Source organism: Rhizobium sp. Leaf371, from assembly GCF_001424045.1.
Classification (GTDB): Bacteria; Pseudomonadota; Alphaproteobacteria; order Rhizobiales; family Rhizobiaceae; genus Ferranicluibacter.
Genome location: NZ_LMQB01000027.1, coordinates 249,785 through 268,302 on the forward strand (window position 1 = coordinate 249,785; position 18,518 = coordinate 268,302).

The window sequence follows — 18,518 nt, forward strand, 5'->3', positions numbered from 1 at the left end:
GTCGTCAGCGCTCGCTCGTCACCACCACTTCGACGGCGAAAAGCGTCCGGCCGCCTGCTCGATGACATGCGCCGTCTTGAACAGCGTTTCCTCCTCGAACGGCTTGCCGATCAGCTGGAGGCCGAGGGGCAGGCCCTTGGCGTCGAGGCCGGCGGGAACCGCGATGCCCGGCAGGCCTGCCATGTTCACCGTCACGGTGAAGATGTCGTTGAGGTACATCTTCACCGGATCGGCCGCGAGCTCCTGGTCGGCAATGCCGAAGGCGGAGGACGGCGTTGCCGGTGTGAGGATCGCATCGACGCCGGCGTGGAAGGCTGTCTCGAAGTCACGCTTGATCAGCGTGCGGACCTTCTGGGCGCGCAGGTAATAGGCGTCGTAATAGCCGGCCGAGAGCACATAGGTGCCGATCATGATACGGCGCTTGACCTCCTGGCCGAAGCCGGCGGCGCGTGTCTGCTCGTACATGTCGGCAATGTCCTTGCCGTCGACGCGCAGACCGTAGCGCACGCCATCATAACGCGCGAGATTGGAGGACGCCTCGGCCGGCGCGACGATGTAATAGGCCGGCAGCGCGTATTTCGTGTGCGGCAAGGAGATATCGACGATCTCGGCACCGGCATCTTTCAGCCAGGCGATGCCCTGGCGCCAGAGCGCCTCGATCTCTTCCGGCATGCCTTCGACGCGATATTCGGCGGGAATGCCGATCTTCATGCCCTTGAGCGAGCCGCCCAGAGCTTTTTCGTAGTCCGGCACCGGCAGATCGACCGAGGTCGTGTCCTTGGCATCGACGCTCGCCATGGATTTCAGCAGGATCGCCGCATCGCGCACGTCGCGGGCGATCGGGCCGGCCTGGTCGAGCGAGGAGGCGAAGGCGACGATGCCCCAGCGCGAGCAGCGGCCATAGGTCGGCTTGATACCGACCGTGCCGGTAAAGGCCGCCGGCTGGCGGATCGAGCCGCCGGTATCGGTGGCCGTGGCACCGGCGCAGAGAAACGCCGCAACGGCTGCCGCCGAACCGCCCGACGAGCCGCCCGGCACCAGATCGGCATTGGAGCCGTTGGCGCGCCAGGGGTTCTTCACTGGGCCGTAATAGGAGCTTTCGTTGGAGGAGCCCATGGCGAACTCGTCCATGTTGAGCTTGCCGAGCATGACGGCGCCGTCGTTCCAGAGGTTCTGGGTGACGGTCGATTCGTAGCGCGGCTCGAACCCGTCGAGAATGTGGCTGCAGGCCTGCGTGTGCACGCCCTCGGTGCCGAACAGGTCCTTGATGCCGAGCGGGATGCCTTCCAGCGCGCCGGCCTTGCCGGCCGACAGCCGCGCGTCGGAGGCCTTGGCCATTGCGCGCGCCTTGTCCGGCGTCACCTTGATATAGGCGTTGAGAGCCCCGTTCGCCGCGTCGATGGCGGAGAGATAGGCGTCGGTCAGTTCGACGGCCGTGATGTCGCGGGCGGCCAGACGGTCGCGGGCTTCGGCGATGGTGAGGTGGGTGAGTTCGGTCATGGCGGACGGGACTTTCGGAAAACGACAGACGGGCGAAACGGTCTTCAGCGCGGGCGAGGGACGATCGGTCTATTCGACGACCTTCGGCACGAGGAAGAAGTTCCGGTCGGAATTCGGCGCATTGGCGACGATGTCGTCGGCCTTGTCGCCGTCCGTCACGATGTCCTCGCGCTTCTTCATCGCCATCGGCGTGACGGAGGTCATGGGTTCGACGCCGGAGACGTCGACCTCGCCGAGCTGTTCGACGAAGCCGAGAATCGCATTCAGCTCGCCGGTCATGCGGTTGGCATCGTCTTCACTGACGGCGATGCGGGCAAGATGCGCGACGCGCTTGACGGTGGCGAGATCGACGGACATGGCGGACTCCGGGCCTGACGGGAAACGATCCCCCGCTATACTGACCACGACGGATGCGCGCAACGGGGGATTAGGGCCAAGTCCGCCTTGCCGGCCGGATCAGACCGTGACGACGCCGCCAACGGAGGGAACTTCGACCTTCGTGTTGGCCGGCTCCATCGCGGCGACGAAGAGATCCGGGGTCTGGTCGACGATGGCGAACGAGCCGTAGTGGCAGGGCAGCACGGTCGCGAACTTGAAGTAGCGCTGGCAGGCGAGCGCGGCGACGGCGCCGCCCATCGTAAAGCGATCGCCGATCGGCACGAGGCCGATATCGGGCTGGTGCAGTTCCTGGATCAGCGCCATGTCCGAGAAGATGTCGGTGTCGCCCATATGGTAGAGCGTCGGGGCATCGTCGAAATGCAGCACGAGGCCGTTGGCATTGCCGAGCGAATGCGAAACGCCGTCCTCGGTGATCTGAGCCGAGGAATGCAGGGCGTTGACGAAGGTCGAGGAAAATCCCTTGAGATGGATCGTGCCGCCGGTATTGCCCATTTCGAGCGCGGAGACGCCCCGCGAGCCGAGCCATGTCGCGAGATCCGCATTGGCGACGACGGTCGCGCCGGTTTCCTTGGCGAGCGCGATCGTGTCCCCCACATGGTCGCCATGGCCGTGGGTGAGCAGGATATAGTCGAGGCCGGCGGCCGCGTCCTTCCGGGTCGATTCGTCGAAGGACGGGTTGCCCGTGAAGAACGGGTCGATCAGGATCTTGGCCTTTGTGGTTTCGATGTGGAAAGCGGAATGGCCGAGCCATTTGATCTTCATGACATATCTCCTGTCATCGCGTGCAGGCGCGCCCTGACCACCCGTACGCAAAACCGCGCTGGTGAAATCGGTGCCCGCGGAGCATATGGAACATCGACAGGCAAAGACAAAGGCCGACGGAGAGGATTTCCATGAGCGTGATGACCATCGAGGAACTTGCGAACGCATTGCCGCCGCGTGGCGCGGTCGCCGGGCTCGACCTCGGCACGAAGACCATCGGCCTTTCGGTCTCGGACCTCGGCCGGGGGCTGGCAACGCCGCGAACCGTCATCAAGCGCGTCAAGTTCACCATCGATGCGGACGTGCTGCTGGCCTTTGCCGACAAGGAGAAGATCGCCGCCTTCATCATCGGCCTGCCGGTCAACATGGATGGATCGCATGGGCCGCGCGCCCAGGCGACGCGCGCTTTCGTGCGCAACATGGAGCAGAAGACCGCCCTGCCCTTCGTCTATTGGGACGAGCGGCTTTCGACGGTGGCCGCCGAGCGGACGCTGATCGAGATGGACGTCTCCCGCGCCAAGCGGGCGGAGCGCATCGATTCGGCGGCCGCGTCCTTCATTCTTCAGGGCGCGCTGGACAGGCTGACGTCGCTTGCACGGGCTGCGGCTTCAGCGGACGACTGAGCCCTGCGGTTTCGGTACCAGGCGAGAATGGCCTTGCGCTTGCGGAGCGCGACGAGGCCGAAGACGATGAAGCTGTCGAAGATCATGGCGCGGGCGACGAGCGGCGGGATGGACTTCGGGTCGATACCGAGCACGTTGCCGTAGATCTGGAACACCAGATCGTTCGCCTCGCGCGAGAGCATGAAGATCCCGAAATTGATGTCATTGTAGGAGAGCGTGTACCAGCTCGTCAGGAACAGGACGGGCCCACCCCACAAGATCAGAAGCCATTTCATGCCCGGTCTCCCTTCAAGAATGCCGCGCCGCGGGCTTTCCACGCAGCGACCGTGGCCAGCACTCGCGCAGCGACGACGCAGACGAGCAGGACGAGCGCCGGTATGGCCACGTCCAGCGTGACGGCTGCGAAGATCGACATGGGAATGAACGTCAGGACTGCGCGCATCATGCGGGCTCCGTGCGGCTACGATAACCAACACATGGATCGTTAACCTTGACGAGGCAACGTCAACCTTTCGTTAAGGTTAACGGCCTGCCCCAGCCTGACGGGATCGCGCACGGTGCAGGCCTTGGGGGAGCCTGTCGCGCGGAGGCTTCAGCTCGAGGCGGGATAGAGAAGATCGACGATGATCGCGCTGTCGAAACGCGAATCGAGCATGCCGTAGGTCGAGCGCCAGCCGGCGGCAAGCCGGGATTCCATGAAGGCATCGGCGATCCGGCCGGCACCGAGCCGGTAGAGTTCGGCCGCGGCGGCCGCGAGCGCCAGCTGCTCGACCAGCAGGCGTGCCGCCCCTTCATCACGTTCGCAGAGCAGAATCGCGGCGCGCAGCACGTCGATGGTCTTTCGCGCGGCGGGACCGAGGTCGCGGCCGATGATCTCGAACAGCGCTTCGAACAACTCGCGCCCGCGCTTCAGGACGCGCAGCACGTCGAGCGCCATCACATTGCCGGAGCCCTCCCAGATGGCATTGACCGGCGCTTCCCGGTAATGCCGCGCGATCGGGCGCTCCTCGACATAGCCATTGCCGCCCAGGCACTCCATCGCCTCGGCGATCAGGGTCGGCGCCGTCTTGCACACCCAGTATTTGACGACCGGCGTCATGATGCGGGCATAGGCCGCTTCTTCCGCACTGTCGCGGGCGCGGTCGAAGGCATCGGCAAGGCGGAAGGACAGCGCGCTGGCCGCGGCCACGTCCAGCGCCATGTCGGCCAGCACCCGCGTCATCATCGGCTGCGCCACCAGCGGGCGACCGAGCACGGAGCGTCCGCGGGTGTGGTGCACGGCTTCGGCAAGGCTCGCCCGCATCATGCCCGCCGAGGACAAGGCACAATCGAGCCGCGTCAGCGTGACCATGTCGAGGATCGTGGTGATGCCGGCATCCGGGGCGCCCAGGATGAAGCCGAAGGTTTCGGAAAACTCGACCTCGGAGGAGGCATTGGAGCGATTGCCGAGCTTGTCCTTCAGCCGCTGGAACCGGAGGCCGTTGGCCGATCCGTCTTCCAGAAGGCGCGGCACGAGAAAGCAGCCGAGGCCTTCGCGTGTCTGGGCCAGCATGACGAAGGCGTCGCTCATCGGCGCGGACATGAACCATTTGTGGCCGGACAGCCGGTAGATCCCCTCGCCCACCCGCTCGGCGGTGGACACGTTGGCGCGGACATCAGTGCCGCCCTGCTTTTCCGTCATGCCCATGCCGACGGTGACGGTGGATTTTTGCATGAAGGGGCGGTTGGAAGCGTCGTACTTGCGCGACAGGATCTTTGGCGCCCATTCCTTCTGCACCATCGGCGTCGCGGCCATGGCGGCCAGAGAGGCACTGGTCATCGTCAGCGGGCAGAGATGCCCGCTTTCGAGCTGCGCGGTCAGGTAGAAGCGGATGGCGCGGGCCTTGTGCGCATGGCCGCGTTCGTCGGGAATGTTTTCCCAGACCGAGGAATGCAGGCCCGCCGTCATCGACCGACGCATCAAAGCGTGCCAGGCGGGGTGGAAATCCACCACATCCAGCCGCTCGCCGCGCGGCCCGTGGGTGCGCAGCTGCGGCACGCCCTGGTTGGCCATGCGGGCGAGGTCCTGTGCTTCGGGCGAGGTCACGTAGCGCCCGAGCCCGTCGAAATCGTCGCGCAAGGCCTTCGGCAGCCCGCTCGCGACGTCGGTCAGCAGCGGATCGGAACGATAGGCATTGATGCCCGACCAGGGTTTCGGCTGGTTGAGGTCGTCAAGCGTCGGGTCGGGTCGAGTCACGGTCATGATCCGGTTCTAGCCGAAGTGCGGAGGGTTAGGAACAGCACGGCAAGCGCCCTCCCGCAAAATCGATTGCAGCCCTGCGGGAAGCCTTCGTCTCCACCGGATGGGAGCCCCGCAAGCTTTGTCCTCAGCTGTTCGCACGCGCTGCCTTGCCGCTCACCCCGACAGGCTCTATAGAGCGCGGCAACGCGACCATCTGAAGGCGGGCTTCCCATGGATTTCTTTCCGCATCGCCATCTTCTCGGCATCAAGGGCCTGAACGAGCGCGATATCACCGGACTTCTGGATCTGGCGGACGAGGCGGTGAAAATCTCCCGCCAGCGCGAGAAGAAGACCTCGACGCTCCGGGGCCTGACCCAGATCAATCTGTTCTTCGAAGCCTCCACCCGGACGCAGTCCTCCTTCGAGCTTGCCGGAAAGCGGTTGGGCGCCGACGTCATGAACATGTCGGTCGGCAATTCCTCGGTGAAAAAGGGCGAAACGCTCATCGATACCGCGATGACGCTGAATGCCATGCATCCCGATGTGCTGGTCGTGCGCCACTCCTCGGCCGGCGCCGCAGCCCTTCTCGCGCAAAAAGTCTCCTGCGCGGTGATCAATGCCGGCGACGGCCAGCATGAGCATCCGACCCAGGCGCTGCTCGATGCGCTGACCATCCGGCGGTCCAAGGGCAAGCTGTCGCGCATCATCGTCGCCATCTGCGGCGACGTGCTGCATTCGCGCGTTGCCCGGTCCAACATTCTGCTTCTCAACCAGATGGGCGCCCGGGTGCGCGTCGTCGCGCCGGCAACCCTTCTGCCGGCCGGCATCGCCGAGATGGGCGCGGAGGTCTACCACTCGATGGAAGAAGGCCTGAAGGACGCGGATGTCGTGATGATGCTGCGGCTGCAGCGCGAGCGCATGGCCGGCGCCTTCGTGCCCTCGGTGCGCGAATACTTCCGCTATTACGGCCTCGACGCGGAAAAGCTGAAGGCCGCCAAGGAGGATGCGCTCGTCATGCATCCCGGCCCCATGAACCGCGGCGTCGAGATCGCCTCCGAGATTGCCGACGGCCCGCAGAGCGTGATCGAGCAGCAGGTCGAGATGGGCGTCGCCGTCCGCATGGCCGTGATGGAGGCGCTGCTCGTCTCCCAGCACCAGGGCGGCCTCAACAACCAGGGTTCCCGCGCATGACCGATCTCGTCCTCACCAACCTGCGCATCATCGACCCCTCCCGCAATCTCGATGAAACCGGCACGATCGTCGTTCGCGACGGAGTGATCCTTGCCGCCGGCAGCGACGCGGCCCATCAGGGTTCTTCCGACGGCGCGACCGTGCAGGATTGCCGCGGCCTGATCGCCGTGCCCGGTCTTGTCGATGCGCGCGTTTTCGTCGGCGAACCCGGGGCCGAACATCGCGAAACGATCGCCTCGGCAGCCCAGGCGGCCGCCGTCGGCGGTATCACCTCCTTCATCGCCATGCCGGATACCGACCCCGTCATCGACGATATCGCGCTGGTCGAGTTCGTCATGAAGACGGCGCGCGACAAGGCCGTCGTCCACGTCTACCCGGCGGCGGCCCTGACAAAGGGGCTGCACGGCACCGAGATGACCGAATTCGGACTTCTCAGCGAGGCCGGCGCGGTCTGCTTCACCAACGGGCGCGAGGCGCTGCACGATACGCTCGTGCTGCGCCGCGCGATGACCTACGCCCGCGAGTTCGGCATGGTCATCGCGCTGGAATCGCGCGACAAATATCTGGGCGCCGGCGGCGTCATGAACGAGGGATTGCTCGCAAGCTGGCTGGGCCTGGCCGGGGTGCCGCGGGAGGCTGAAATCATTCCGCTGGAGCGCGACCTGCGCGTCGCCGGTCTCACCCGTGCCGCCTATCACGCCGCCAAGATCTCTCTGCCGGAATCGGTCGATGCCATCACGGCGGCGAAGGCGCGCGGCGTCAACGTCACCTCGGGCATCTCGATCAACCATCTGTCGCTCAACGAGAACGACATCGGGGAATACCGGACCTTCTTCAAGGTAACGCCACCGCTTCGGGGCGAGGATGACCGGAAGGCCATGGTTCAGGCCCTGGCGGACGGGCGGATCGACATCATCGTCTCCTCGCACGATCCGCAGGACGTCGACACCAAGCGCCTGCCCTTCGCCGACGCCGCAGACGGCGCGATCGGTCTGGAAACGATGCTGGCCGCAGCCCTGCGGCTGCATCACAGTGGCGAAGTGCCGCTGATGCGCCTGATCGACGCGCTCTCCACCCGTCCGGCACAGATATTCGGGCTCGATGCCGGCACGCTGAAGCCCAGCGCGCGGGCCGATATCACGCTGATCGATCTCGACGAGCCCTGGGTGGTCGCCAAGGAGGCGATCGTCTCGCGCTCGAAAAATACGCCGTTCGAAAATGCCCGCTTTACGGGCCGCGCGGTTCGCACCTATGTTGCGGGAAAGTGCGTGCACAGCCTGTAGGCTCCGGCACGAGGGGGCATTCATGGACATCTTCATCTGGCCGCTGACGTCCCTTCTGACGCTCGGCCTTCTTCTTTTCGGATATCTGCTCGGCTCGATCCCGTTCGGGCTGATCCTGACGCGGGCGGCCGGACTCGGCGATGTCCGCAAGATCGGCTCGGGCAATATCGGCGCGACCAACGTGCTGCGCACCGGCAACAAGAAGCTGGCGGCCGCGACGCTGCTTCTCGATGCGCTGAAGGGAACGCTGGCGGCGGCGGCGGCGGCCTATGTCTTCGGCCCGGACGCCGGCATCGCTGCCGGTTTCGGTGCGTTTCTCGGGCATCTCTTTCCGGTCTGGCTCGGTTTCAAGGGCGGCAAGGGCATCGCGACCTATATCGGCGTGCTGCTCGGCCTTGCGCCTCTCGTCGTCCTCGTCTTTGCCGCCTGCTGGCTGATCGTCGCCAAGGTGACGCGCTATTCCTCGCTGTCGGCCCTCGTCGCGACCGTCGTGGTGCCGATCGTCCTTCTCGTTGCCGGATATGGGCGCATCGGCCTCCTCTTCGTCGTGTTGAGCGTCATCACCTGGATCAAGCATCGCCCCAATATCGAGCGGCTGATCGCGGGAACGGAAGGCCGGATCGGCCAGAAAGGTTAGGCGTTGATGAGCGACAGCGCGAAGGCCCCCGGTGGCAGAGGCATCGCGCTGACGGATCGTCAAAGGATCGCCTGGCTGCGCCTGATCCGCTCCGACAATGTCGGCCCCGTGACCTTTCGCGACCTTATCAACCATGTCGGCTCGGCCGAGACCGCGCTGGAGATGCTGCCCGAGCTTTCGCGCCGCGGCGGCTCCACCCGCGCGATCCGCATCGCGACGGTGGCGGAGGCCGAGCGGGAACTGGCCATCGCCGCCCGCTGCGGCGCGCGATTCGTCGGTATCGGCGAACCGGACTATCCCGCAGCGCTTCGCCAGATCGACGGCGCACCGCCGCTCCTCGCCGTCAAGGGCCGCGCTGCGACCGGCACCGCGCCGGCGCTCGGGATTGTCGGTGCGCGCAACGCCTCCATCAGCGGTGCCAAATTCGCCGCCCTGATCGCCCGCGACGTCGGGCGGGCGGGCTATACGATCATTTCGGGGCTTGCGCGCGGCATCGATACCGCCGCCCATCGCGCAAGCCTCGACACCGGCACGATCGCGGTTCTGGCCGGTGGTCTCGACATGCCGTATCCACCCGAAAACATCTCCCTGCTCGAGGAAATCACCGGCGGTCAGGGCCTCGCCATCAGCGAGATGCCGTTCGGATGGGAGCCGCGAGCGCGCGACTTCCCCCGCCGCAACCGCCTGATCGCCGGCGTCGCGCTCGGGCTTGCGGTCATCGAGGCTGCGAGCCGGTCCGGCTCGCTGATCACGGCGCGCTATGCCGCCGATTTCGGACGTCTGGTCTTTGCTGTGCCGGGATCGCCGCTCGATCCCCGCTGTCATGGCACCAACGGTCTCCTGAAGGACGGTGCCGTGGTGACGACGGAAGCGCGCGACATTCTGGAAGCGCTGGCGCCCCTTAGTCGCATCGACCTGTTCGACCAGCCGCAGGCGCGCGAGGCAGAGGACGAGGCGGACGGGGGCGCCGCGTTGGAGGCGGGCCTGGGGTTCGGAGCACGGCCGGCAGCCCAGCCGCCCGGCGAGCGCGAGCGCGAAACCATCATCGATGCGCTGGGGCCGACGCCGGTCGATATCGACGACATCATCCGCCACACCGATCTTCCCGCCTCCGCGGTCTACCTCGTGTTGCTAGAGCTTGATCTTGCCGGCCGGCTGCACCGGCACCCCGGCGGCCGCGTTTCCCTCGACCTTCTTGACTGACAGGGCCCGGCGTCCGGACATCAGATCCCCGGCCTCGACATAGGCCATCTCCAGGAGATAGCAGAGCATGTCCGCCCCCTTCTCGTCGGCCACGCCGCGCAACTCTCCCAGCATCTGACGGATATAGGCAAGGCTCTCGTCTGCGGGCGTCGCGGGAACGGCGGAGTCATTATATACGGGCACCATGAATACGTCCTAATGGGCTTGTCCTTGATCCCGAAAAGGCAGCCGACAGCAAACGCGGCAACGGCCGTCGGGCCGTCACCACCGCTCGTTCGTCGATGTGCATTCTCGTCTCGGCAAGACGATAACCCAAATATTCCTAATTGCAATGATAACATTATCCCTCAAAGGTTGTGGCGCGTTGTATTCGGTCTCCGGAGGCTCTCGCTCGAACCTCGTCGCAGGATGATCATCAAACCCCTGTAAATGAACGGGTTACAGACCCCTTTCGCGTCCATTCAAACTGGCTAATTTCATGCTCACCACTTGACCGCGATGAAATCCCCCTCCATGTCGAGGCTTCAAAAGTTCCCGGCGTGACGGCCGAGGGAAGTCTGTCACCCCTCTCCTATGGTTGCTGAATCCTATGACCATGAATGTCGTCGTCGTTGAATCGCCGGCCAAAGCAAAGACCATCAACAAGTATCTCGGCCCCGGCTACACGGTTCTGGCCTCGTTCGGTCACGTTCGCGACCTTCCGGCCAAGGACGGCTCGGTCAAGCCCGACGAGGACTTCGCCATGCTCTGGGAGGTGGACAGTGCGTCCGCCAAGCGGATGAACGACATCGGCACCGCGCTGAAGAACGCCGACGGCCTCATTCTCGCGACCGACCCGGATCGGGAAGGCGAAGCGATTTCCTGGCACGTGCTCGATCTTCTGCGCAAGAAGAAGCTGATCGGCGACAAGCCGGTCAGCCGCGTCGTCTTCAACGCCATCACCAAGAAGGCCGTGCTCGACGCGATGGCCAATCCGCGCGACATCGACGTTCCCCTGGTCGATGCCTATCTGGCGCGCCGCGCGCTCGACTATCTCGTCGGCTTCAACCTGTCGCCCGTGCTGTGGCGCAAGCTGCCCGGCGCCCGGTCGGCCGGCCGCGTGCAGTCCGTCGCGCTGCGGCTCGTCTGCGACCGCGAGTCGGAGATCGAACGCTTCGTCTCGGAAGAATACTGGAACCTCTCGGCCATCCTCAGGACCCCGCGCGGCGACGATTTCGAGGCCCGCCTCGTGGCCGCCGACGGCAAGCGGCTGCAGGCGCGCTCGGTTGGCAATGGCGAGCAGGCGAGTGACCTGAAGGCCCTGCTCGAGGGCGCCTCCTATGTCGTCGATACGGTCGAGGCAAAGCCGGTCAAGCGCAACCCCTCGCCGCCCTTCACCACATCGACGCTGCAGCAGGCGGCCTCGTCCAAGCTCGGCTTTTCCGCCTCGCGCACCATGCAGGTCGCCCAGCGCCTGTATGAAGGTCTGGACCTCGGCGGCGAAACCGTCGGTCTGATCACCTATATGCGAACCGACGGCGTGCAGATGGCGGCGGAGGCGATCGACGCCGCCCGCAGCGCGATCGGCGACCAGTTCGGTGCGCGCTACGTGCCCGAGAAGGCCCGCCTCTACTCGACCAAGGCGAAGAACGCGCAGGAAGCCCACGAAGCCATCCGCCCGACGGACTTCACCCGCACGCCGGATCAGCTGCGCCGCTTCCTGGATGCCGATCAGCTGCGGCTCTACGACCTGATCTGGAAGCGCGGCATCGCCAGCCAGATGGCCTCGGCGGAGATCGAGCGGACCACCGTCGAGATCCTTGCCGAGAACGGGGGCCGCAAGGCCGGCCTGCGGGCCGTCGGCTCCGTCATTCGCTTCGACGGCTTCATCGCCGCCTATACGGACCAGAAGGAAGATGGCGAGCAGAGCGACGACGGCGAGGACGAAGGCCGCCTGCCCGAGATCAAGGCGCGTGAAAGCGTCGCCAAGCAGACGATCAATGCGAGCCAGCATTTCACCGAGCCGCCGCCGCGCTATTCGGAAGCCAGCCTCATCAAGCGCATGGAAGAGCTCGGCATCGGCCGGCCCTCGACCTATGCCTCGACGCTCGCCACCCTGCGCGACCGCGAATATGTCGTCATCGACAAGCGCAAGCTGATCCCCGAAGCGAAGGGCCGTCTCGTCACGGCGTTCCTCGAAAGCTTCTTCCACCGCTATGTCGAGTATGACTTCACCGCATCGCTGGAGGAAAAGCTCGACCGGATCTCCGCCGGCGAACTCAACTGGAAGGACGTACTTCGCGACTTCTGGAAGGATTTCTTCGCGCAGATCGAAGACACCAAGGAATTGCGGGTCACCAATGTCCTCGATGCGCTGAACGAGGAACTCGCGCCGCTCGTCTTCCCCAAGCGCGAGGACGGCAGCGATCCCCGGATCTGTCAGGTCTGCGGCACCGGCAAGCTGTCGCTGAAGCTCGGCAAGTATGGTGCCTTCGTCGGCTGTTCGAACTATCCGGACTGCAATTTCACGCGCCAGCTGTCCTCGGACGGCGATGCGGAAGCGCAGGCCTCGAACGAGCCGCAGGCGCTCGGCAAGGACCCGCACACGGACGAAGAGATCACGCTGCGCAATGGCCGTTTCGGACCTTACGTGCAGCGCGGCGACGGCAAGGAAGCCAAGCGCTCCAGCCTGCCCAAGGGCTGGACGCCGGCAAGCATCGACCACGAGAAGGCCTTGGCGCTCCTTTCGCTGCCGCGCGATATCGGGCAGCACCCCGAGAGCGGCAAGATGATCTCCTCCGGCCTCGGCCGCTACGGGCCGTTCATCTTGCATGACGGAAAATATGCGAACGTGGAGACCATCGAGGACGTGTTCTCGATCGGCCTCAACCGCGCCGTCTCCGTGCTAGCCGACAAGGCGTCGAAGGGCCCGGCCGGTCGCGGCGCTGCCGTGGCAGCGCTGAAGGACCTCGGCGAGCATCCCGATGGCGGTGCCATCACCGTTCGCGACGGGCGCTATGGACCCTATGTCAACTGGGGCAAGGTCAACGCGACCCTGCCCAAGGGCAAGGATCCGTCCTCGGTGACGCTGGAGGAGGCGCTGCCTCTGCTTGCAGAACGTGCGGGCAAGGCGAAACCTGTGAAGGCCAAGGCTGTTAAGGCAAAGCCGGCGAAGGCCAAGGCTGCTGCGGACGGCACCGAGAAGGTCGCCAAGCCGCGCGCCGCGGCGAAAGCAAAGCCGGCGGCAAAGACGACGAAGACGAAGGCGGCCGCAAAACCCAAGACGGCTGCCGCCAAGGCACAGAAGGGATAGACCGTGAGCAAATCGCCCCGCATCGGCCTGAGACGGACCGCAAAGCCCTCGGTCCGGCTGGCCCGTGCGGGCACGGCCCTGCCCCCTGCCGACGACACGCCGATCATCCACGGCGCCGTGCCGCCGCGTGATGTGCTCATGCGCTTCATCGCGGAAAATCCCGACAAGGCCTCCAAGCGCGAGATCTCCCGCGCCTTCGGCCTCAAGGGCGAGGCGCGCATCGCGCTGAAGGCGGCTTTGCGGGATCTGGAAGACGACGGCCTCGTGGAGAAGAAGCGCAAGTCGCTCGTTCGGCCCGGCGCCCTGCCCCCGGTCACCGTTCTCGACATCACCACCCGCGACAAGGACGGCGAACTCGTCGCCCGACCGGCCGAATGGCCGGACGATGCCGGCGTCGCCCCCGCCGTTCTCATTCGCCAGTCGAGCGTCGCCAAGGCCAAGGGCAAGATGCCCGTCGGCGGCATCGGCGACCGGGTGCTCGCCAAGATCTTCCCTTCCAAGGAGCCGACTGGGCCCGCCTATACGGCGCGCATCGTCAAGGTTCTCGACCGCCGCCGCAGTGCGAATGCCGCGCTCGGCGTCTTCCGGGAAATGCCGGCCGGCACCGGCCGCATCATGCCGATCGACAAGCGCGGCGAGGAGATGGACGTCGAGGCGAGCGGCGTCGGCGAGGCCAAGGACGGCGATCTGGTCGAGGTCGAAATCGTTCGTTCCGGCCGGTTCGGACTGGCCAAGGCCGATGTGAAATCGGTGATCGGCTCCGTCGCCTCGGAAAAGGCGATCTCGATGATCGCGATCCACGCGCACGGCATTCCCTATATCTTCCCCGACAGCGTCATCCGCGAAGCCGATGCCGCCGGCCCGGCCACCATGTCGCACCGCGAGGACTGGCGCTCCCTTACACTCATCACCATCGATCCGGCGGACGCCAAGGACCATGACGACGCCGTGCATGCGGAGCCGGACACATCGCCTGAAAACGAAGGCGGCGTGATCGTCACCGTCGCCATTGCCGACGTCTCCTGGTATGTGCGCCCGAAATCCGCGCTCGACAACGAGGCGCTGAAGCGTGGCAACTCGGTCTACTTCCCGGACAGGGTCGTGCCGATGCTACCCGAGCGTATTTCCAACGAGCTGTGTTCGCTGAAAGAAACGGTCGATCGGCCGGCGCTGGCCGTGCGCATGCGCTTTACCCGCGAAGGCCGCAAGATCGGGCACACCTTCCACCGCATCATGATGAAGAGCGCCGCCAAGCTCTCCTACAGCCAAGCCCAGGCGGCCATCGACGGCGCGCCGGACGACAAGACCGGGCCGCTGCTGGAGCCGATCCTCAAGCCGCTCTGGGACGCCTATCGCATCCTCACCGTCGGTCGGAACCGGCGCCAGCCACTCGAACTCAACATGCCCGAGCGCAAGATCCTGCTGAAGCCCGACGGCACGGTCGATCGCGTCTTCGTGCCGGACAGGCTCGACGCGCACAAGCTGATCGAGGAGATGATGATCCAGGCCAATGTGGCGGCCGCGGAAACGCTGGAGATCAAGCGCCAGCCGCTCGTCTACCGCGTCCACGATGCCCCGTCGCTGGCCAAGCAGGAAACGCTGCGCGAGTTCCTCGCCACGCTCGACCTGACGCTGGTCAAGGGCGGCAATATGCGCGCCAACCATTTCAACGGCATTCTCGCGAAAGCCGAGGAGCAACCCTACGAGACCATCGTCAACCAGATGGTGCTGCGCTCTCAGAGCCAGGCGGTCTACAGCCCCGAGAATATCGGCCATTTCGGCCTGAACCTGATGAAGTACGCCCACTTCACCTCGCCCATCCGTCGCTATGCCGACCTCATCGTCCACCGGGCGCTGGTCGGCGCGCTGGGGCTCGGCGACGGCGGCATCACGCCGGCGGAGGAAGGAGCGCTGGAAGATATCGCCGCGGAGATCTCGACCTTCGAGCGCCGCGCGATGGCGGCCGAACGCGACACGATCGACCGGCTGATCGCCCATTACCTGAGCGGCCGCGTCAACGAGGAATTCGATGGCCGCGTCTCCGGCGTCACGAAGTCCGGCCTGTTCATCTCCCTGCCGCAATATGGCGCGGACGGTTTCGTGCCCATCTCGACGCTCGGCCGGGACTATTTCATTTTCGACGAAGCGCACATGGCGCTGGTCGGCGACAAGACGGGTCTCGGCTATCGCCTCGGCGACGAGGTGCGGGTGAAGCTGATCGATGCCGTGCCACTGGCGGGCGCCCTGCGCTTCGAGATGCTGGATGAAGGCCGCAAGATGCCGACGGCGACGCGCTCGTTCCACAAAGCGGGACGCCGCGACAGGCCCGGCGCGCGCAAGGCGCCCGGCACCCGGCCGCCGCGTGGGCGGCGCTGACCGATGGCAAACGGTGACCGCATGAGCGAGACATCCACGGAAACGGAAATGCTGCATCTCGGCGATGCGCCGGTCCGCGATCGCCCGGTCGGGCGGTCTATCCGCCGCGGGCTTCTCAATCGTTGCCCGAACTGCGGCGAGGGACGCATGTTCGGGCGCTTCCTCAAGGTCAACGACAGCTGCGCCGTTTGTGGAGAGGCGCTGCATCATCATCGGGCGGACGACTTTCCGCCGTATATCGTCGTCACCATCGTCGGCCATCTGGTTCTCGGAGGCTTCATGATGACGGAAATGCTGGTGGCCCTGTCGAACTGGCAGCACCTCGCCATCTGGGTGCCGATCACGATCCTCGGTTCGCTCGCCCTGATGCAGCCGGTCAAGGGCGGTGTCGTCGGGCTGCAATGGGCGCTTCGGATGCACGGGTTCGGCGGGCACGAAGATCGCCCCGAAGACGAATTGCCGTCGCAGGATCGTGCCTGATGCGCAGCAATGCCGCCGCGGCAGGCGGCGCGTTCGGGACCGTGCCCAAGCCGATCAGGGAGCCGACCAAGGCGCCGCTCGGGCGCCCGGTCGATGGGCCTGCAAAGGCCCTTCGCCCGCGCCTCGCAGCCTCCATTCTGCTGCTCGATCGGAGCGAGAGCGACGTTCGCGTGCTGGTCGGCCGGCGCAGCAAGCAGCATGTTTTCATGCCGGACGTGCACGTGTTTCCCGGTGGACGGCGCGATCCCGGCGATCACCGGATCGCCTTTGCGCGCGACCTTCCCGCGCCGCTCCTCGACCGTCTGGTCGGCATCTATCGCGGGCGCCTCTCGGTCTCCGCCGTGCGTGCGCTGGCGCTTGCCGCCCTGCGGGAGCTGCACGAGGAAACGAACCTTGCGGTCGGCCCCTCCTGGACGGACAGCGATCGACCCGCGGGATGCCTGCCGTTCCGGCCGGATCTCGAACGTCTGCGCTACGTCGCCCGTGCGCTGACGCCGCCCGGACACGTGCGGCGATTCGACACCCATTTCTTCGCTCTGTTCACCGACGAGGTCGATCTCGACCTGGCCGTGCTGCAGGACAGCCGGGAACTGGAGGACTTTCGCTGGGTTCCGGTCGGCGACCCTACCGAGGTCGCCATACCCGATATCACCGCGCGCATTCTGCACGCCGTGCACACAAGGCTTGACGCCGACCCGTTGCTCGGCTTTGACGGCACCGTGCCGTATTTCCACGTCCGGAATGGACGCCCCATCCGCGATCTTCTGTGAGGACACCGAATGTCTCAGACGACCCCTGGCTCGTCTCGGCCGGTTGAGGATATCCATTGGCTGTCGCTGATCGCGGCCCTTGCCGCCGTGACCACGGTCGGCATCGCCATCGGCCTCGGCGTGCCTCTCCTCAGCTTCATCATGGAGCGTCGCGGGGTCTCCTCGACGCTGATCGGCCTCAATTCCACCGTGGCCGGGCTCGCCTCCATGGTCGCAGCCTCGTTCACGACGCGGCTGGCGCACCGATTCGGCGTCGCGCAGGTCATGGTCGTGGCGGTGCTGCTCGCCGCGGCACCCGCGCTCGGCTTCTATTTCGTGGAAAACTTCTGGCTCTGGTTCCCGCTGCGAATCGTCTTCCAGAGTGGCATCACCATCCTCTTCGTGCTCTCGGAGTTCTGGATCAACGCCACGGCTCCCTCGCATCGCCGCGGGCTTGTGTTCGGCATCTACGGCACGGTTCTCTCGCTCGGCTTTGCCGCCGGGCCCCTGCTCTTCTCCCTGCTCGGCAGCGAGGGCATCCTGCCCTTTGCGGTCGGTGCCGGCATCATCCTCCTCGGCGCCATTCCGATCATCATCGCCCGCAAGGAAAGCCCCGATATCGACGAGATGCCGGAGATGCACTTCCTGCGCTATGTCTACATGGTACCGATGGCGACGGCTGCCGTCTTCGTCTTCGGCGCCGTGGAATATGGCGGCCTCTCGCTGTTTCCGGTCTATGGCACCCGCGTCGGCTTCTCCGAATCGCAGGCCGCCCTGCTCCTGACCATCATGGGCGTCGGCAATCTCATCTTCCAGATCCCGCTCGGCCTGCTGTCGGACCGCATGAAGGACCGCCGCAAGCTGCTGGTGGCCCTGACCGTGATCGGCTTTGCCGGCGCGCTCAGCCTGCCCGTGCTTTCGACCAACTGGTACGCGCTCGCCGCGATCCTCCTGCTCTGGGGCGGCATCATCTCCGGGCTCTACACGATCGGCCTCAGCCATCTCGGCTCCCGGCTCCACGGGCCGGAACTGGCGGCCGCCAATGCGGCCTTCGTGTTCTGCTACGCGCTCGGTACCGTGGCCGGCCCGCAGGTCATCGGCGCCTCCATGGATGTGTTCGGCAATGACGGCTTTGCCTGGTCGATCGCCGCTTTCTTCGGGCTTTACATCGTGCTTTCCCTGGTTCGGCTGGTTTATAACCCGAAACGGGGTTGACTTTTCGGGCGCGATTTGTAGTTTCGCGCCAAGCTCGCCGGGACCTTTAGACCAAGTCCGGCTTTGTTATTTCAGAAGGCAGGACGACCATGGCGAAAGCTGCAAAAATCAAGATCAAGCTGCTGTCGACGGCCGACACGGGTTTCTTCTACGTGACCTCGAAGAACAGCCGTACGAAGACAGACAAGTTCAGCATGACGAAGTACGACCCGGTCGTGCGCAAGCATGTCGAATTCAAGGAAACCAAGATCAAGTAAGATCGGGTTTTCTCTCTGCTGAAAAAGGCGCCGACGGCTTCGTCAGGCGCCTTTTTTGCGTTTCCTACGCATTGAGACTCTGGCCTTCCGGCCGGGGATTTTCAGTGGCTCCTGTTTCCGGTTCGCGAGGCGATCAGCCGGAAGCCGCATCAGGATTGGTCCCCGCAGGCGGGCGGCGGCAACGAAAAAACGCCGCTCCTGAAACCAGAAGCGGCGTTGCATGGATGCCGGCCGGCACGCAAGCGGCACGAGGAACCACTGTTGCGCACCGGCCGACGACCCCACGACCCAGGAGATGCGGCGGACCTGACATCATGGGGTAACTGATCG

General features: G+C 65.4%; 18 protein-coding genes. 11 read left to right on the top strand and 7 right to left on the bottom strand.

Annotated elements, in window-relative coordinates:
- Window positions 1-18: 18 nt before the first annotated feature.
- The 3 genes from gatA to ASG39_RS19550 form a co-directional block, all read right to left on the bottom strand.
- Window positions 19-1,500, bottom strand: a complete 1,482-nt coding sequence (gatA, locus tag ASG39_RS19540; RefSeq protein ID WP_062596611.1) for an Asp-tRNA(Asn)/Glu-tRNA(Gln) amidotransferase subunit GatA — start codon at window positions 1,498-1,500, stop codon at window positions 19-21.
- Between the two features lie 69 nt (window positions 1,501-1,569).
- A complete protein-coding gene (gene gatC / locus ASG39_RS19545; RefSeq protein ID WP_062596612.1) occupies window positions 1,570-1,857 on the bottom strand; it encodes an Asp-tRNA(Asn)/Glu-tRNA(Gln) amidotransferase subunit GatC in 288 nt (95 codons plus the stop codon).
- A gap of 99 nt (window positions 1,858-1,956) precedes the next feature.
- On the bottom strand, window positions 1,957-2,661 hold the full coding sequence (locus ASG39_RS19550; RefSeq protein ID WP_062596613.1) for a metal-dependent hydrolase: 705 nt from the start codon (window positions 2,659-2,661) through the stop codon (window positions 1,957-1,959).
- A 131-nt stretch (window positions 2,662-2,792) separates the two neighbouring features.
- On the opposite strand from ASG39_RS19550, the gene ruvX reads away from it, so the two are divergent.
- Window positions 2,793-3,284 (top strand): Holliday junction resolvase RuvX, encoded by a 492-nt coding sequence (gene ruvX, locus ASG39_RS19555; protein ID WP_062596614.1) that lies wholly within the window; start codon window positions 2,793-2,795, stop codon window positions 3,282-3,284.
- On the opposite strand, the gene ASG39_RS19560 is transcribed toward ruvX, so the two are convergent.
- From ASG39_RS19560 to ASG39_RS19565, 3 genes are all read right to left on the bottom strand, one after another.
- Window positions 3,224-3,559, bottom strand: coding sequence for a DUF6105 family protein (locus ASG39_RS19560; RefSeq protein ID WP_062596615.1), 336 nt, complete (start codon window positions 3,557-3,559; stop codon window positions 3,224-3,226). The genes ruvX and ASG39_RS19560 overlap by 61 nt on opposite strands.
- A complete protein-coding gene (locus tag ASG39_RS23985; protein ID WP_156468205.1) occupies window positions 3,556-3,729 on the bottom strand; it encodes a hypothetical protein in 174 nt (57 codons plus the stop codon). Before ASG39_RS23985 ends, ASG39_RS19560 begins: the two co-directional genes overlap by 4 nt.
- 147 nt (window positions 3,730-3,876) lie before the next feature.
- Complete coding sequence (locus ASG39_RS19565; protein WP_082477378.1) at window positions 3,877-5,526, bottom strand: acyl-CoA dehydrogenase family protein; 1,650 nt, start codon at window positions 5,524-5,526, stop codon at window positions 3,877-3,879.
- Between the two features lie 210 nt (window positions 5,527-5,736).
- On the opposite strand from ASG39_RS19565, the gene ASG39_RS19570 reads away from it, so the two are divergent.
- Genes ASG39_RS19570 through dprA form a run of 4 tightly spaced genes read left to right on the top strand, consistent with a single transcriptional unit; the run spans window position 5,737 to window position 9,819 of the window.
- Window positions 5,737-6,696, top strand: a complete 960-nt coding sequence (locus tag ASG39_RS19570; RefSeq protein WP_062596617.1) for an aspartate carbamoyltransferase catalytic subunit — start codon at window positions 5,737-5,739, stop codon at window positions 6,694-6,696.
- Window positions 6,693-7,979, top strand: a complete 1,287-nt coding sequence (locus ASG39_RS19575; protein ID WP_062596618.1) for a dihydroorotase — start codon at window positions 6,693-6,695, stop codon at window positions 7,977-7,979. The genes ASG39_RS19570 and ASG39_RS19575 overlap by 4 nt, the downstream gene beginning before the upstream one ends.
- A 22-nt stretch (window positions 7,980-8,001) precedes the next feature.
- A complete protein-coding gene (plsY, locus tag ASG39_RS19580; RefSeq protein ID WP_062596619.1) occupies window positions 8,002-8,616 on the top strand; it encodes a glycerol-3-phosphate 1-O-acyltransferase PlsY in 615 nt (204 codons plus the stop codon).
- A gap of 6 nt (window positions 8,617-8,622) precedes the next feature.
- Window positions 8,623-9,819: a DNA-processing protein DprA gene (gene dprA / locus ASG39_RS19585; protein ID WP_062596620.1), complete on the top strand. Its 1,197-nt coding sequence runs from the start codon at window positions 8,623-8,625 to the stop codon at window positions 9,817-9,819.
- On the opposite strand, the gene ASG39_RS23500 is transcribed toward dprA, so the two are convergent.
- On the bottom strand, window positions 9,748-10,005 hold the full coding sequence (locus tag ASG39_RS23500; protein WP_082477379.1) for a hypothetical protein: 258 nt from the start codon (window positions 10,003-10,005) through the stop codon (window positions 9,748-9,750). The two genes, dprA and ASG39_RS23500, sit on opposite strands and share 72 nt — an antisense overlap.
- 409 nt (window positions 10,006-10,414) lie before the next feature.
- Between ASG39_RS23500 and topA the strand changes: the two genes are divergently transcribed.
- The 6 genes from topA to rpmG all read left to right on the top strand — a co-directional run bounded on the left by topA (window position 10,415) and on the right by rpmG (window position 18,188).
- A complete protein-coding gene (gene topA, locus ASG39_RS19590; RefSeq protein WP_062596741.1) occupies window positions 10,415-13,111 on the top strand; it encodes a type I DNA topoisomerase in 2,697 nt (898 codons plus the stop codon).
- 138 nt (window positions 13,112-13,249) lie between these two features.
- The gene (gene rnr / locus ASG39_RS19595) at window positions 13,250-15,487 is read left to right on the top strand and encodes a ribonuclease R (protein ID WP_156468215.1); all 2,238 of its coding nucleotides are present in this window, start codon (window positions 13,250-13,252) and stop codon (window positions 15,485-15,487) included.
- 21 nt (window positions 15,488-15,508) lie between these two features.
- Window positions 15,509-15,967, top strand: coding sequence for a DUF983 domain-containing protein (locus ASG39_RS19600; RefSeq protein WP_062596622.1), 459 nt, complete (start codon window positions 15,509-15,511; stop codon window positions 15,965-15,967).
- Window positions 15,967-16,737 (top strand): NUDIX domain-containing protein, encoded by a 771-nt coding sequence (locus tag ASG39_RS19605; RefSeq protein ID WP_162242458.1) that lies wholly within the window; start codon window positions 15,967-15,969, stop codon window positions 16,735-16,737. Before ASG39_RS19600 ends, ASG39_RS19605 begins: the two co-directional genes overlap by 1 nt.
- Window positions 16,738-16,746: 9 nt before the next feature.
- Entirely contained in the window at window positions 16,747-17,931 is a 1,185-nt protein-coding gene (locus tag ASG39_RS19610) for an MFS transporter (protein ID WP_062596623.1), read from the top strand.
- An 89-nt stretch (window positions 17,932-18,020) separates the two neighbouring features.
- Window positions 18,021-18,188: a 50S ribosomal protein L33 gene (gene rpmG, locus ASG39_RS19615; protein WP_062468365.1), complete on the top strand. Its 168-nt coding sequence runs from the start codon at window positions 18,021-18,023 to the stop codon at window positions 18,186-18,188.
- Window positions 18,189-18,518 lie beyond the last annotated feature (330 nt).